The sequence below is a fragment of the Portibacter lacus genome (genome assembly GCF_021533215.1).
GTDB classification, from domain to species: domain Bacteria; phylum Bacteroidota; class Bacteroidia; order Chitinophagales; family Saprospiraceae; genus Portibacter; species Portibacter lacus.
Map to the genome: position 1 here is coordinate 173,338 of NZ_JAJNKA010000005.1, position 16,327 is coordinate 189,664.

The 16,327-nt window shown below is 35.4% G+C and carries 14 protein-coding genes; all 14 read left to right on the plus strand.

Features of this window, described 5'->3' with window-relative positions:
* Nucleotides 1–2 precede the first annotated feature (2 nt).
* The gene (gene rfbB, locus L2586_RS10125) at nucleotides 3–1,055 is read left to right on the plus strand and encodes a dTDP-glucose 4,6-dehydratase (RefSeq protein WP_235292775.1); all 1,053 of its coding nucleotides are present in this window, start codon (nucleotides 3–5) and stop codon (nucleotides 1,053–1,055) included.
* A gap of 80 nt (nucleotides 1,056–1,135) precedes the next feature.
* Nucleotides 1,136–1,996, plus strand: a complete 861-nt coding sequence (rfbA, locus tag L2586_RS10130) for a glucose-1-phosphate thymidylyltransferase RfbA (RefSeq protein WP_235292776.1) — start codon at nucleotides 1,136–1,138, stop codon at nucleotides 1,994–1,996.
* The gene (locus tag L2586_RS10135; RefSeq protein ID WP_235292777.1) at nucleotides 1,990–2,568 is read left to right on the plus strand and encodes a D-sedoheptulose-7-phosphate isomerase; all 579 of its coding nucleotides are present in this window, start codon (nucleotides 1,990–1,992) and stop codon (nucleotides 2,566–2,568) included. Before rfbA ends, L2586_RS10135 begins: the two co-directional genes overlap by 7 nt.
* Before the next feature lie 47 nt (nucleotides 2,569–2,615).
* On the plus strand, nucleotides 2,616–4,358 hold the full coding sequence (locus L2586_RS10140) for a hypothetical protein (protein ID WP_235292778.1): 1,743 nt from the start codon (nucleotides 2,616–2,618) through the stop codon (nucleotides 4,356–4,358).
* A gap of 75 nt (nucleotides 4,359–4,433) precedes the next feature.
* A complete protein-coding gene (gene metH / locus L2586_RS10145) occupies nucleotides 4,434–8,078 on the plus strand; it encodes a methionine synthase (RefSeq protein WP_235292779.1) in 3,645 nt (1,214 codons plus the stop codon).
* 5 nt (nucleotides 8,079–8,083) lie between these two features.
* Entirely contained in the window at nucleotides 8,084–9,178 is a 1,095-nt protein-coding gene (locus L2586_RS10150) for a hypothetical protein (protein ID WP_235292780.1), read from the plus strand.
* Nucleotides 9,179–9,234: 56 nt separating this feature from the next.
* Nucleotides 9,235–9,771 carry a winged helix-turn-helix domain-containing protein gene (locus L2586_RS10155; protein ID WP_235292781.1) on the plus strand — a complete coding sequence of 179 codons (537 nt, stop codon included), beginning with the start codon at nucleotides 9,235–9,237 and terminating at the stop codon, nucleotides 9,769–9,771.
* A complete protein-coding gene (locus L2586_RS10160; protein ID WP_235292782.1) occupies nucleotides 9,768–10,316 on the plus strand; it encodes a UpxY family transcription antiterminator in 549 nt (182 codons plus the stop codon). The genes L2586_RS10155 and L2586_RS10160 overlap by 4 nt, the downstream gene beginning before the upstream one ends.
* Before the next feature lie 114 nt (nucleotides 10,317–10,430).
* Complete coding sequence (locus L2586_RS10165; RefSeq protein ID WP_235292783.1) at nucleotides 10,431–10,787, plus strand: four helix bundle protein; 357 nt, start codon at nucleotides 10,431–10,433, stop codon at nucleotides 10,785–10,787.
* Nucleotides 10,788–10,851: 64 nt separating this feature from the next.
* Nucleotides 10,852–12,165: a UDP-glucose dehydrogenase family protein gene (locus L2586_RS10170; RefSeq protein WP_235292784.1), complete on the plus strand. Its 1,314-nt coding sequence runs from the start codon at nucleotides 10,852–10,854 to the stop codon at nucleotides 12,163–12,165.
* Nucleotides 12,162–12,422 carry a DUF2061 domain-containing protein gene (locus L2586_RS10175; protein ID WP_235292785.1) on the plus strand — a complete coding sequence of 87 codons (261 nt, stop codon included), beginning with the start codon at nucleotides 12,162–12,164 and terminating at the stop codon, nucleotides 12,420–12,422. Before L2586_RS10170 ends, L2586_RS10175 begins: the two co-directional genes overlap by 4 nt.
* Before the next feature lie 41 nt (nucleotides 12,423–12,463).
* Complete coding sequence (locus L2586_RS10180) at nucleotides 12,464–13,555, plus strand: DegT/DnrJ/EryC1/StrS family aminotransferase (protein WP_235292786.1); 1,092 nt, start codon at nucleotides 12,464–12,466, stop codon at nucleotides 13,553–13,555.
* Between the two features lie 385 nt (nucleotides 13,556–13,940).
* Nucleotides 13,941–15,035 (plus strand): hypothetical protein, encoded by a 1,095-nt coding sequence (locus L2586_RS10185; RefSeq protein WP_235292787.1) that lies wholly within the window; start codon nucleotides 13,941–13,943, stop codon nucleotides 15,033–15,035.
* 11 nt (nucleotides 15,036–15,046) lie between these two features.
* Entirely contained in the window at nucleotides 15,047–16,195 is a 1,149-nt protein-coding gene (locus L2586_RS10190; protein WP_235292788.1) for a type III PLP-dependent enzyme domain-containing protein, read from the plus strand.
* The last annotated feature ends 132 nt before the right edge of the window (nucleotides 16,196–16,327 follow it).

Genomic DNA, 16,327 nt, shown 5'->3' on the forward strand with positions numbered 1-16,327 from the left:
ATATGGGAAAAAATATACTTATTACTGGAGGCGCAGGATTTATAGGCTCACACCTTGTAAAGCTATTTGTTGAAAAGTATCCAGATTATAAGATATACAATTTAGATGCATTAACTTATGCAGGAAATTTAGAAAGTATACAATCTATTGAAAAGGCTCAAAATTATGAGTTTGTACATGGAGATATAACTGATTTAGATTTTTTGGTCAATCTATTTGCCGAGAAACAGATATCAGATGTCATTCATTTAGCAGCAGAGTCTCATGTAGATCGATCCATTTCGGATCCTCTCATTTTCATAAAAACCAATGTCCTTGGAACTGCTAATTTATTGCAAGCAGCAAAGCAGTCTTGGGGAAAAGACGAAGGTCATTTGTTTTACCATGTATCCACAGATGAAGTCTATGGTTCTCTGGGTGAAGATGGTTTCTTTTATGAAGATACCGCCTACGATCCGAGAAGTCCGTACTCAGCTTCGAAGGCAAGTTCAGATCATTTTGTAAGAGCATTTCATCATACTTATAATATACCTGTAGTGATCTCGAACTGTTCTAATAACTACGGACCATACCAATTTCCAGAAAAACTTATCCCACTCTTTATAAATAACATTCTTGAGAAGAAACCATTACCTGTTTATGGTGCTGGGGTCAATGTTAGAGATTGGTTATATGTGGTGGATCACGCGAGAGCAATCGATACTATTTTTCATAAAGGAAAAGTTGGAGAAACCTATAACATTGGGGGACACAATGAATGGAAGAACATCGATCTTATTAAGGTACTTTGCAAATTAATGGACGAAAAATTAGACCGCGAAAAAGGATCTTCTGAGCAATTGATCACATATGTGACAGATCGGGCTGGCCATGACATGCGTTATGCTATCGATGCTACTAAAGTTAAGGAAGATCTCGGTTGGGAGCCTTCGCTTCAATTTGAAGAAGGATTATCTCTTACAATTGATTGGTATCTCAATAATAAAGGTTGGCTAGATCACATTACTTCTGGTGCCTATCAGAAATATTATGAAGAAATGTATCAAGATCGTTAATCAACATCTAAAAATTAGCTAGAAACATACTAATATACTTTTGGTTTCATTTTTGCACTTAAGTATAAAAAAGTGTATTAATGAAGGGAATTATTCTCGCTGGTGGTTCAGGAACACGATTGTATCCTATAACTAAGGCAATAAGTAAGCAATTGATGCCTATTTACGATAAGCCGATGATTTACTATCCGCTATCTGTGTTAATGTTATCAGGAATTAATGAAATATTAATCATAACCACTCCTGAAGATCAACCATCTTTTCAGCGTTTACTAGGAGATGGAAGTGAACTAGGATGTTGTTTTGAATATGCAGTCCAAGAAATACCTAATGGTTTGGCACAAGCTTTTGTCATTGGTGAAGAATTCATTGGTGATGATTCTGTAGCACTAATCCTCGGAGATAACATTTTCTACGGGTCAGGTTTATCACACTTACTTCAAGAATCCGCTCAATTAAACAAGGGAGCAAAAGTTTTCGCATTTCCTGTTCATGATCCTGAAAGATACGGTGTCGTAGAATTTGATAAAAACAATAAAGCTATATCTATTGAAGAGAAACCTAAAGACCCAAAATCTCACTTTGCGGTTCCAGGGCTTTATTACTATGATAATAGAGTAGTAGAAATTGCAAAAAATCTCAACCCATCTGCTCGTGGCGAATATGAGATTACATCCGTTAATCAACAGTATCTAAGTGATGGCGAATTAAGCGTTGGAATTATGAATAGAGGAACTGCCTGGTTAGATACTGGGACGTTTCAGTCCTTAGCTGATGCTTCAGAGTTTGTCCGCGTTATTGAACAGAGACAAGACTATAAAATTGGATGTATAGAAGAAGTGGCATACAGAATGAAGTACATCACATGTGAACAACTGAAAAATTTAGCCGAACCATTGATTAAAAGTGGTTATGGAGAATATTTAATGCGCGTATGTTAGATCAGATAAAAGAAAGAATTTTTGAAAACAGTTTACTAAGTTCAGGCTTATTAAGCGATGAAGGGTTTTGTAATAACTTGTTAGATATTGCACTTCATGCTGTAGAAACTTTAAAGGCTGGTAATAGAATATTTTTTGCTGGAAATGGAGGTTCTACTTCGCAAGCACAACATCTGGCAGCTGAACTTTCCGGTCGTTTTTTACTGGATCGAGATCCTTTGGATGCTATTTGTCTTTCAGATAATATCTCGTTTTTAACTGCAGTTTCTAATGATTACAGTTACGAAGTAGCATTCGAAAGAGCATTACAAGCTCATGGGAAGAGGGGAGACTTACTCTTTCTTCTGAGTACCTCTGGTAGTTCTCCGAATATTGTAAAGTTAAGTGCTAAAGCAAAAGAAATTGGAGTTTCTCGAGTACTAATGACTGGATTAAAGGGTACCATCCTTGCCTCTGAATGTGAACAACATATTACCATTCCTTCAGTTGATACGGCTAGAATCCAAGAGATGCATATTCTTTGTGGTCATATCATTTGTGAAATTATTGAAAAAGAAATGTTTGTTAATTAAACCAATTCTTATTTCATTATCGTAGGTAACTGTATATTTGTCATCCTATGAAGTACGTCATTTTTCTTCTGTTTCCTTTTTTTGCATTTGGTCAATACACCTCTATTCCACTGCATTCTGATCTTCACAATTTTGCTGAAAGGTTAGAAATTGCTGGCAAGTCGGATTTACATACAGCTATTAATGAGTTCTCGTCAAGAAGTGTTTTCATAGAGACCATAGACACATTTAACTCCCTTTCTAAAATTGACCAATATCTTGCTTCAAAGCTCATTAGAAATTATCCTGAATATTGGGACCTTATCGATGAAGATCAACAATTAGAAAAGCAATACATTGATAGTAATAAAGTTTTTTTCACTGAAACTTTGCAAGAATCTAAGTTCGCTCAGATCATCGAGCCTTCAAAACCGCTTTTAAAATATTTCTATCAAAACCGAAATTATTTCTCACAAATTAAAGCAAAAGGCTTTCTGCTAAAGATTAATCCAATTGTCTTTTTTGGTATTGGTAGAGACCTTTCTAATGAGTCTTATGTTTTCGAAAATCGAAGAGGAATAGCACTTAGTGGCCACATTAATGATCGTGTGTATTTTTATTCAGATATTGTAGAATCTCAAGCTTCATTTCCAACTTATGTGGATAATTTTGTTAATAAGTTTGTTGCCATTCCTGGATATGGATTCTATAAACTTTATAGATCTTCTCTAAGTGATCAGATTAATGGATATGATTTTTTGAATGCTACAGCATACGTAAATGCTAGAATCACTAAAAACATCGGGGTTGAATTTGGGAATAGTAAGCAAATTCTGGGTAATGGGAATCGATCTCTATTGCTTTCAGATTTCACAAATAACTATCTCTATCTTAAGTTCAACACAAAAATATGGAAACTCCATTATCAAAATATATATGCAGAGTTAATTCCTATTTCCACCAAGGCTTTTCCTTCTGGAAATGTCATTCCTCGGAAATACATGACAACGCATTACCTAAGTTATAAGCATAAAAACATAGAACTTGGAATCTTTGAATCTGTCATTTTTCAGCGTGATGGAAAATTTGATTTACAATATTTAAATCCCGTGATTCTCTATAGATTGGTAGAATACAATCTAGCCAGCTCAGACAACGTCCTTGTGGGTGCCAATGCCAAATGGAATATTGCAAATAAGGTTCAGCTCTATGGACAGATTATTCTAGATGAATTTAAATTAAATGAATTAATTACCAACGATCCCGAAAAACAGGGGTGGTGGGCAAATAAATATGGAATACAGGTTGGTGGTAAATATATTAATGCTTTCGGAATCGATGGTTTAGATTTTCATTTAGAATATAATAGAGTTCGTCCATTTACATATGGTCACCGGAGAGGTGCTAGTTATTCCCACGCGAATCAGCCTTTAGCACATCCTTTAGGAGCAAATTTTTCCGAGGTCAATTTTTCTGCGAATTACTATATAACACCTAAACTAAAACTTAGTTCAACCAACTATTTTATACATCAAGGCATAGATACAGATAGTATTTATTATGGGGCTGATGTGTTGAGAAATTCGGCAGATAAACCCGCTGAATATGGTAATTTTTTATATCAAGGGATTGATTCTAAAACTTTCCTATCTACAAATAAAATTAGTTATGAGTTTTTCCCAAATTACTTTATAGACGCGAACTTAATATACAGAAATCAAATTTCTGATGTAGCAACTCTAAATTTTACTAACCTAATCTTTTCTGGTGGTATCCGAATTAATTTTTGGGAACCCAAAATTCACATATAATTTATAAGGACTGGAAGTATTAAAAAAGACCTACTTTTCTTTTATAACAGACCTATTCATTAGCTTTGCATTCTTATGAAAAAATTGCAATCCATACGTGACGTAATAAAGGACCGAATCCTCGTACTCGATGGAGCTATGGGTACAATGATCCAACGTTATAAATTGACCGAGGAAGATTTTCGAGGAGACAGGTTTAGCAACTTTCACAAAGATATCAAAGGCAACAATGACCTTCTGGTACTGACTCAACCTCATATCATCAAAGATATTCATAAAGAATACTTAGATGTTGGTTCAGATATCATCGAAACCAACACCTTTAATGCGAATGCCATTTCGATGGCTGACTATGATATGCAGGACTTGGTTTATGAAATAAATCTTGAAGCAGCTAAAATAGCGAAATCAGCTACAAGCGAATATTCTGATAAACCTAGATATGTTGCTGGAGCATTAGGACCAACAACAAGGTCAGCCTCTATTTCACCGGATGTGAACAATCCTGGTATGAGAGGTGTAGATTTTGATACACTCGTTTCAGCATACTATGAACAAGCTAGAGGATTAGTAGATGGAGGAGTCGATATATTTCTTGTTGAAACAGCATTCGATACATTGAATGCCAAAGCTGCACTTTTCGCAATTGATCAATTACAAGAAGAAAGAAATATAGATCTTCCGATCATGGTTTCTGGGACCATTACCGATTCAAGTGGAAGAACGCTTTCTGGACAGACAATAGAAGCGTTCTGGATATCAATAAAACATATTAATTTATTCAGTATCGGTCTTAATTGTGCATTAGGTGCCAAGGAATTACGACCATATGTGGAGACATTGAGTAAGATTTCAGACTGCTATGTTTCTGCCTATCCTAATGCTGGATTGCCCAATGAGTTTGGTGAATACGACCAGACTGCCGAAGAGATGCAAGAATACATCAGAGATTTTGCTGCAAGTGGATTTGTCAATATTATAGGTGGATGTTGCGGAACTACTCCTGATCATATCGGTGCTATGGCAGAGGCTGTCAAAAGCGTCCCACCTAGAAAAATTCCAGAAGTGGATCACTTTCCAATGTATTCTGGGTTAGAGCCACTCATTGTAAGACCAGAATTAAATTTTATCAATATAGGTGAAAGGACCAACGTAACTGGATCTAAGAAATTTGCAAGACTTATAAAAAGTGAAGACTACGAAGAAGCTTTATCTGTTGCAAGACATCAGGTAGAAGGTGGAGCTCAGATTATAGATATCAACATGGATGAGGGGATGCTGGATTCCATAGATGCAATGAAAAAATTTCTTTTACTGGTTATGTCAGAACCAGATATTGCAAAGCTTCCTATTATGATTGACTCATCGAAGTTTTCAGTCATTGAAGAAGGATTAAAATGTGTTCAAGGTAAATGCATCGTTAACTCGATTTCTATGAAAGAGGGTATAGATCAGTTTATCGAACAAGCTAAAATTGTTAAGCGCTATGGCGCCGCAGCAGTTGTAATGGCTTTTGATGAAGAAGGCCAAGCAGATACCATAGAACGTAAAGTCTCTATTTGTAAAAGAGCGTACGATATCTTAACTAAGGAAGTTGGGTTTCCTGCAGAAGATATTATTTTCGACCCTAATATTTTTGCAATTGCAACAGGAATCGAGGAGCATAATAATTATGCGATTTATTACATCGAAGCGTGTCGGCAAATAAAAAAACAATGTCCGGGAGCACTGATTTCTGGAGGTGTTAGTAATATTTCCTTCTCTTACAGAGGAAATAACGTAGTACGAGAAGCTATGCATTCAGCCTTTTTATATCATGCTATTCAAGCGGGTATGGATATGGGAATCGTTAATGCAGGAATGATGGAAGTTTATTCCGCAGTTCCACCTATACTTTTAGAAAAGGTAGAAGATGTAATATTTAATCGAAATCCTGACGCGACAGATGCATTAACAACTTATGCAGAAGAAGTTCGAGGAAAAGGGAAAGTTAGAGAGGTAAATCTAGAGTGGCGAGAAAATACAGTGCAAGAAAGGTTGTCCTATTCCCTTGTTAAAGGAATTACCGATTTTATAGATGTAGATGTAGAAGAAGCAAGACAAGCTTACGAGCAACCGTTAAGTGTAATTGAAGGCCCATTAATGGATGGAATGAATAGAGTTGGAGACCTTTTTGGTGCTGGGAAAATGTTCTTACCTCAAGTTGTGAAAAGTGCTCGAGTGATGAAAAAAGCTGTGGCCATTCTTACACCCTATATCGAAGCAGCTAAACAATCTACAGCCAAGTCTTCTAAAGGAAAAATACTTATGGCGACTGTGAAGGGCGATGTTCATGACATTGGAAAAAACATCGTTGGAGTTGTGCTGGGTTGTAATAACTATGATATCATCGACTTAGGTGTCATGGTGTCTGCGAATAAAATATTAGAAGAAGCTGAAAAGCATAACGTTGATATTATTGGATTAAGTGGTCTGATTACACCTTCTTTAGATGAAATGGTGTATGTCGCTTCAGAAATGGAAAGAAGGGGATTCACTAAACCACTATTAATTGGTGGTGCGACAACTTCTAAAATTCATACTGCTGTAAAGGTTGAACCACAATATTCAGGTCCAGTAATACATGTATTAGACGCTTCCAGAAGTGTAGGGGTAGCAAGCAAATTACTATCAGAAAATGAAAGTGATAGAAGTAATTTCATCCTCGATTCAAAAAAAGAATATGAAGTTCTAAGAGAAAAGAGATTGGCAAAAAAGGACTTAAAGAAGTATATAAGCTATGAAGATGCTTTAATTAATAAAGTTCAAATTGATTGGGAGAATTATACTCCACACAAGCCCAGTAAACCAGGAATTACAGTCTTTAAAGATATTGATCTAAATGAATTGCTTCCTTTCATCGATTGGACGCCATTCTTTATCAGTTGGCAATTACATGGGAAGTTTCCAGCAATTTTAGAAGATCCAGTTGTAGGAGTGGAAGCGACTAAGGTATACCATGATGCGAAGGAAATGTTAGATCAGATTGTTTCTGAAAAGTGGTTGACAGCTAGTGGTGTAGTAGGTATTTTCCCTGCTAAATCTATAGGAGATGATATAGAAATTCAAGCGGACAAAACTTATATAGCTCATCACCTTCGCCAACAAAGAAAGAAAGCTAAAGGGAAACCAAATTATAGTTTGGCCGATTTTATATCTCCAAATGAAGATTACATTGGAGCTTTTGCGGTTACCGCAGGGGGGCGGATTGAAGAAAAGGTAAAGGAGTTTGAACAGAACCACGATGACTATAATGCGATTATTTTAAAAGCATTAGCAGATAGATTAGCAGAAGCATTTGCTGAATATGTGCATGCTAAAGTGAGAAGAGAACTTTGGGGATATGCAGCTGATGAAAAGTTGGGCAATGATGATCTTATTTCTGAAAAGTATCAAGGAATAAGACCAGCTCCTGGTTATCCCGCATGTCCAGACCATACCGAAAAAACAATGCTTTTTGAATTGCTCAATGCAAGTAAGAATACAGGAATAGAATTGACCGAATCATTTGCAATGTATCCAGCTGCAGCAGTAAGTGGATGGATATTTAGCCACCCTGAGTCAACCTATTTTGGTGTAGGAGATATAAGCGAAGATCAGATCGATAATTATGTCGAAAGAAAAAGGATGTCAAAAAAAGAAATAGAGCGATGGCTGGCACCGAATTTGAATTATAAATAGAATGTATGGCAGATCAGCAGGAATATATACAGGATGACGAAATAACCTTAAAGGAACTAATCCTGAAAATAAAGGAGTTTTGGCGTGAGCTATGGAAATACTGGTGGCTTATTGCTATTATAACTTTGCCTTTCCTCGGGTACATGGTATACAAAGCTGTAAATGCAGAAGTTACATATCCAGCTCAACTTACTTTTATGGTCAATAAAGACGAAGGAGGTGGGCTTTCAGGTCTATCTGGCATATTAGGAACTTTCGGTTTGGGTGGCGGAGGAAAAGGAGAGTATAACTTGGATAAGATGCTTCAACTTCTTAAATCTAGAAGAATTACAGAACATGTTCTTTTTACTGCTGAAGCAATAGAAGGTAATTCTGACTTTTTAGCAAATCATGTGATAAATAATCTAGATACGCTAGATAAATGGTCTTCTAAACCAGGAATTCTAGGCGGTAAACCGGATCCATTAAAAGATTTTAGGTTTACCCATGATTCAATTGAAATTTTTTCAAATCTTGAAAACGCAGCTGTTAAAAGGCTACAAGGTCGAATCATAGGTTCGGAGAATAATGCTGGGTTTCTCAGTAGTGGGTATAATGAAGAAAGTGGCATTCTAAATATCAAATGTGAAACACAACATGAATACCTTTCTATCGTCTTGACAAATAATTATTTTGAGAAACTATCCAAATTTTATACTGACAAAACAATTGGTGGTCAAAAAATAACCTATGACTTAATTAAAATCAAAAGCGATTCTATCTTTTCAGAACTATCAACCTCTGAGTATCAACTCGCTAAACTGATAGAGACCAGCAGAGGAATATATTTAGAAACTGAACAATTAAAAAAGCAGCGACTTAATAGAGAAATTCAAAAGCTTTCCTTAATGTATGCAGAAACGGCAAAAAATCTTGAGATTGCAGATTTTACTCTTAAAACAAAAACACCTTTTGTTACACTTATTGATGCGCCAATAAGTCCAATTAAGCCCAATTCGACTTCACTCTTAAGATCTCTTATAGTTGGTGGTTTCCTAGGTGTCTTTGTAGGAGCATTGTTTGTAGTAGCACGAAAAATTTATAAAGATACTATGGCATAAATCTAAAATAATCTTACATTTGAATCGTTATTGAGTAAAAATATTGCTCGTTTTCTATGATAGAAACATTAATATCTTCTAAAACCCGCATTAAGTTGTTGCTCAAGTTTTTTTTGAACAGCAATACCAAGGCCTATCTAAGAGGTCTTGCGACTGAGTTTGGTGAATCTTCTAATGCCATCAGAGTCGAATTGAATCGATTAGAAGAAGCAGGAATGCTTGAATCCAGTTCAGAAGGTAATAAAAAATATTTCACTGCAAATACCAAACACCCCTTATTTGGTGAGGTGCACAATATTCTCATGAAGCACATTGGTTTTGACCAAGTTATTGAAAGAGTTATAAATAGATTAGGTGATGTCGATCAAGTTTTTGTGACCGGCGATCTATCGCGAGGTCTTAATAGTGATATTATCGATCTTTTAATCATTGGAAATATAAACAAGAGCTATTTGATTGACTTAATTGAAAAAGCAGAAGAATTTATTTCTAAGAAAATAAGATACATTACTTATTCAAGAGATGAAGCTTTAAATATAGATTGGGAGAGTTTTAAAACGCAACCCCTTCTACTTTGGGCGGATGAATCATGAGTCAAGTTTCGCAAACATATAATCTAAAGGAAAATCGCCTAGATGTAAATATATCTAGATGGTTTGTGGTGTATACAAAGTACAAGACCGAGAAATATGTAGTAGACAAATTAACGAAGAAAGGCATCACTGCTTATGTTCCCCTTCTAAAGTATACACGTCGCTATACAAGAAAAATTAAGCATTATGAGGTTCCATTAATTAACTGTTATGTGTTTGTCAAAATTATTAAAGATGAATACGTGAAAGTTTTAGAAACCGAATACGTATCCGGTTTCTTAAAAAATCGAGGAAACTTGAATGAAGTAAGGGAGGAGGAAATTGAAATATTGAAAAGAATAGTCGGAGAAGAGGATGATGTTATAGGAGAAGCAATTAGCTTTGAGGCAGGTAAAAAAGTCGAAATAATTTCCGGAAACTTAACTGGTTTGAAGGGAAAATTAGTCGAAAAACAAGGTAAAAATGAATTCTTAATTGAATTGGAAAGTATTGGTTATCAATTTAGAATGGTAGTTGATATTCAGCATTTACGGGGACTGAATTAGAGGTAGAAAGATAAAATATGTTTTTTTGGAGAGAGTTGTTGCGACTTATCAAAGGCGAAGCTTTGCATTTAGTTAAAGAGTTAAGAGTTTAAAGTTTAAAGAACAAGAATAAAAATGACATTTAACTTCGAAAAACTAATAGCTTGGCAGAAATCAAAAGATTTATGTCTTTATATATATCAACTTACAGAAGAATTGCCAAAAGAAGAAACTTATAATTTTACTAGTCAAATAAGGAGATCTGTGCAATCTATCTCATCAAATATTGCAGAAGGTAGTGCTAAAACCCATTCTAAAGAAAAGAAACGATATATTAATATTGCATATGGCAGCTTAATAGAACTTAGTAGTCAGATTCTAATTTCTAATGAAATCTATCAATATGTTAATTCAGAAAACATGTCAAAATTCAAAGCTTCTTCAGTTGAATTATCAAAAATTCTAAGTGGTCTACTAAAATCATATGACTAATAATTATAATCTTCCTAAATCATGTTTATTCCTTAAAACATTGATCTTTAAACTTTAAACTTTTATGAAAATTACCGTTGTCGGAACTGGATATGTGGGACTTGTTTCAGGGACTTGTTTCGCTGATACAGGTAATGAAGTAACCTGTGTGGATATAGATCAAAACAAAATCGAAAGTCTTAAAAATGGTAAAATCCCTATATATGAACCTGGCCTTGATCTACTTTTCGAGCGAAATACTAAACAAGGGAGACTAACCTTTACTACCTCTTTAGAGGATGGTATTAAAGATGCTGAAGTTATATTTTTAGCACTTCCTACTCCTCCCGGTGAGAATGGTAGCGCAGACTTAAAATATATTCTAGGAGTTGCAGAGGATCTAAGTAAAATGATCACGGATTATAAAGTAATTGTAGACAAGAGCACTGTACCCGTAGGAACATCTGAAAAAGTACATGAGGTACTAGCCTCTAACTTAGATGAGTCCTTATTCGACGTTGTTTCTAATCCAGAGTTCTTAAGAGAAGGAGTTGCTGTAAATGATTTTCTTAAACCTGATAGAGTAGTTATAGGAACTTCTTCTGCGAAAGCACAAAAGGTCATGGAAAGATTATATGCTCCTTTTTTAAGAACGGGAAACCCAATCTACTTTATGGACGAACGGTCTGCCGAAATGACTAAGTATGCAGCAAATTCATACCTCGCTACGAGAATCAGTTTTATGAATGAGATAGCTAACTTATGTGAAGAAGTTGGCGCAGATGTGAATAGTGTAAGAAGAGGAATGGGTAGTGATTCTAGAATAGGAAAGCGTTTCTTATTTCCTGGTGTTGGGTTTGGTGGTTCTTGCTTTCCGAAAGATGTCCTTGCTCTTAGTAAAACAGCCTCAGACCACAAATATGATTTTAAGATATTGAATGCTGTTCTTGATGTAAATGCTATACAACGTGAAAGAATAGCCGACAAAATTTGCAATCATTTCCCTGATTTGAAAGGGAAGACGATAGGTCTTTGGGGATTAGCATTTAAGCCAAATACGGATGATATCCGTGAAGCACCAGCACTTTATACCATTGATAAACTTTTAGAAAAAGGAGCAAAGCTTAAAGCCTTTGATCCTGAAGCAATGGAAAATATTGCGAAGATATATGGTGATAAAATAGAGCTAGTATCAGATCAATATGAAGCTATTCTCGATGTAGATGCATTGGCAATAATGACCGAGTGGAGTGTATTCCGAACTCCTAGCTTTAAAACCATGAAAAAAGTAATGAGAAAACCTGTCATTTTTGATGGCAGGAATTTATATGAATTAGATGCCATGAAAGAAGAAGGGTTTCATTATGAAAGCATCGGTAGATCTATAATAAATCTATGACAAGAAAGCACGAATACGTGGAGGAATCTCACTTGAGAAGTATCGTTAAAGGAATTACTTGGAGAATAATTGCTTCCACAACAATACTCATTATAACTTATATGACTACTGGTGAAATGGATACTGCAATAACGATTGCGTCTATTGAATTCTTTGTAAAATTACTTCTTTATTATCTTCATGAAAGAGCATGGATTATGCTACCTCGCGGTACTTTAAGAAAGCTTTTGGGTATTAAAAAAGAGAAAGATGCTTAAATTACTAAAGCCAGTTATTGAATTCCGAAAATGACTAGGAAGTGAACCTACAAATGGTTGACCTAAAAGGTCAATACCACAAAATTAAAAAAGAAATAGATGATGCTGTATTAAGTGTCATCGAATCCACGCAATTTATAAAAGGTCCTGTTGTGAAAAGTTTCGAAGAGAAACTAGCAGCATACCTAGGAGTAAAACATGTTATCGGATGTGGAAATGGCACCGACGCTCTCCAAATAGCAATGATGGCTCTCGAACTCAAGCCTGGTGACGAAGTTATTGTACCTGCTTTTACATATGTTGCTACAGCAGAGGTTATTGCACTTTTAGGCCTAGTTCCCATTATGGTTGATGTTAACTTAGATGATTTCAACATCAAAATTGATGAAATTGAAGAAAAAATTACAAACAAAACCAAAGCAATTGTTCCTGTCCATCTTTTCGGACAAAATGCTGATATGGAATCTATATTAAGATTAGCAGAAAAGCACAATCTTTACGTTATAGAAGATGCAGCACAATCCTTAGGTTCAACATACCAAAACAAGAAATCTGGAACAATCGGTGACATAGGCTGTACTTCCTTTTTCCCAACAAAGAACCTAGGATGCATGGGCGATGGTGGCGCACTCTTTACCAACAATGATGATTTAGCTGCTAAAATTAGAATGATTGCCAGTCATGGTCAAATCAAAAAGTATCACCATTCTGTTATTGGTGTTAACTCAAGACTAGACGCCCTTCAAGCAGCGATTCTTGATGTCAAACTAAAATATCTAGATGATTATGCTACTGCTCGAAGAACTGCAGCTGATCGATATGACCACTTAATTACAACATCAGAAAACATTAAAACACCTAAAAGAAATAAAAATAGCGATCACGTATTTCACCAATATACTTTACAGAGTGATCAACGCGAAGCATATATTAAAAAATTGAAGGAGAAAAATATACCTAACAATATTTACTACCCGATTCCTTTGTATAGACAAGAAGCTTTTAAAAGAGGAAACGAAGACCTTTATTTGCCAAATACAGAGCAACTTTGCAAAACAGTTTTCTCGTTACCAATGCATACCGAATTAACTAACGATCAACAAGAATTTATAGTTAATCAACTTTTATCTTAAATTTGCGCCACAATAAATTACATAAGCCATTAGTCATCAAATAAATATAAACCTGAAAGAAGAATTAAAAAACCTTCATTACGAAGAACTTCTTAGTTCTGGAGGAGATGAAAGAATAGATCTGCTAGAAACTGGTAAACATAAATATCACCTAGCTCCAAATGATTATAATGGACTATTTACCAGGGGATCATGCACTTGCTCGTGCCTTAATCCACAATCTGGTTCTAAGCTAAACGGTTTTGGAACTTATATAGATTCAGAAGATTTTTCGAAAGTAAGAGGTCGACAATCTAAAAGACTTAAAGATCTTTTTAACTATAAAGGAAAAGATGCTTTTGATGTCATCTTTGCTCCTTCTGGAAGTGATCTTGCATACTTGCCAATGATCTTCTCAGAAATATTGAATCCGGGGAAAAAGAAACTTGTCTTGTTAACTTGCCCAGAAGAATTAGGCTCTGGGTCTCAAATGGCATTTTTAGGAAAGTATTTTGGTGATAGAAACCAATTTGGTGATAATGTAGAAAAGGGAGAAGACATCAACCCAACATATGATATAAGCCTAAGCAGGTTTTCTGCCAGAAATAATAAAGGGCTGATTATTGACCATGCTTCTAATATCAAAGAAGAAATCAACAACCATCCCGATGTTTCTAAAATAGGAGCGTTAGTAATTGGTAGTAAATCCGGAATCGAAGATGATATTAGCTTAATTCCTAAGATTGATGAAAATGTGATGTGGGTCGTGGATTTATGTCAATTTAGGAATTCTAAAAAGTTAGTAAATCAACTACTTTCGATGAATTGTATGGTTATGATTACCGGTTCTAAGTTCTATATGGCTCCTCCGTTTTGCGGAATCATGCTGATACCAAAGAAAGTCGGAGATAAAATCAAAAAATCTAAAGTTGAACCTGCATATATTAAGGGCTATGACCGAATCTTTTCATATTATGATTTTCCAAGTTCTTATGAGAACCTTCGTAAATTCCTTCCTAAGAAAGTAAATAAAGGATTAACTCTTCGTTGGGAAATCGCCCTAGATGAAATGGAAAGGTTCAGCAGTATTTCAACTGTCACGGTGAATTCATTGCTAAATAAATGGAATACACTGGTCAATAAATGCATCGAAGAAAGCAAGCATTTTGAATTGATGCCGCATCAAGACAAAACAAATTTCACCATCATTTCATTTAAAGTGAAAAATCCTAAAGGTGGCTTTCTAGAATATGACGAATTGAGAAGTTATTTCAAATATGTCGTTGATCAGAAACATGATTGTTTCGACCGCTTTGATAGGGTGTTTTTCGGCCAACCAGTAAGGTATGGACACGGAGCATTCATTAGACTTGCTGTAGGTAGTAATAATATATTCAATTTACTCAAGCGAAGTCCAGAAACTCGCTTTGATAATGATAAAATCCTGGTCGATTTATTAGATCGAAAGGTGGTAGAGTTTATGAGTGAAAAAAATATCTAGTAGCGCAACCATTGCGAAAATATACAGATAAAGAAATTAGTCAGATTGCAAAGGAGATCCTTCTGAAAGGACCTATTGAGAAGTCATTGTATGTCTATGCTCGTGAAATATTGAAAATCAGACTAGATCATATAAAGTCAATTTTTCCTTCTACAACGAATCATGCTGTTGCTATAAAAGCCAATTCTCATCCTGAAGTCTTAGGTGAAATCGTAAAGCAAGGTTGTGGTCTTGAAGCTGCTTCTTTTGAAGAAGTTTTATTAGCACATCATGCAGGTTGCCCTGCTGAAAAAATAGTTTTCGATTCTCCAGTGAAAACAGTGAATGAAATTAAGAATTGTACCGATAGATTTCCTGGAATGATCTTAAATGCAAATTGTTTTGCGGAACTAGAGAGGCTTAAGGAAGTAGATCAATTAAAAATTGGCATACGAATCAATCCGCTAGTGGACATCGGTTCTCCTGGAATATTTAATGTTAGTGGTGTAAATTCTAAATTTGGAATTCCAGTTACAGATAGAGCGAAGATTGTTGAATATGCTTTGAAGATGGAAAATGTTCGAGGACTACATATTCATGCGGGTTCAGAGATAGGAAGTCGAGAAAATCACCTTAAGGCCATTGGTCTAATTGTCAATGTAGCAGAAGAAATACGAAGCAAAGGAAAGAAACTTGACTTTATAGACATTGGCGGAGGAATACCACCGAGTGAAGAAAGCTTAGACGGTTTTTATACTGGTTTAATTCAAGAATGTCCTGAAATACAAGACTATCAAATCATTACAGAATACGGCCGTTTTGTTCAGTCTCATTGTGCATTTGTCTTGAGTAAAGTCGAATACATATTGGATCATTGTGAACCTAAAATTGCTCTAATCCATGTTGGTGCTGACTTGTTTCCACGGGAAATATATAGTTCATCGCCACCACATCATGATTTTATAATACTTAACTCAGCAGGAAATCAGAAAAAGGGAATCAAAGAGCGTTACGACATCGGTGGACCCTTGTGTTTTTCAGGAGACTTCCTTACTAAAGGAACCGATTTGCCACATATAGAAGCAGGCGATTTTGTTTGTATTACAGATACTGGAGCGAATAGTTTAAGTATGTGGAGTAGACATTGTAGTAGGGAGGTGGTGGAGGTGAGGGTTTGTTGATAAAATGAGGTTGATAGAGAGTTGATCGGGTTGATATAAATAGTTGATTGGGTTAATAAAGTAGGAGGTCACTTAAAATTACGAACCTCGATTTTCAGAATGTCTAAAGAAGCTTGGGCTTTAGCCCGAGAA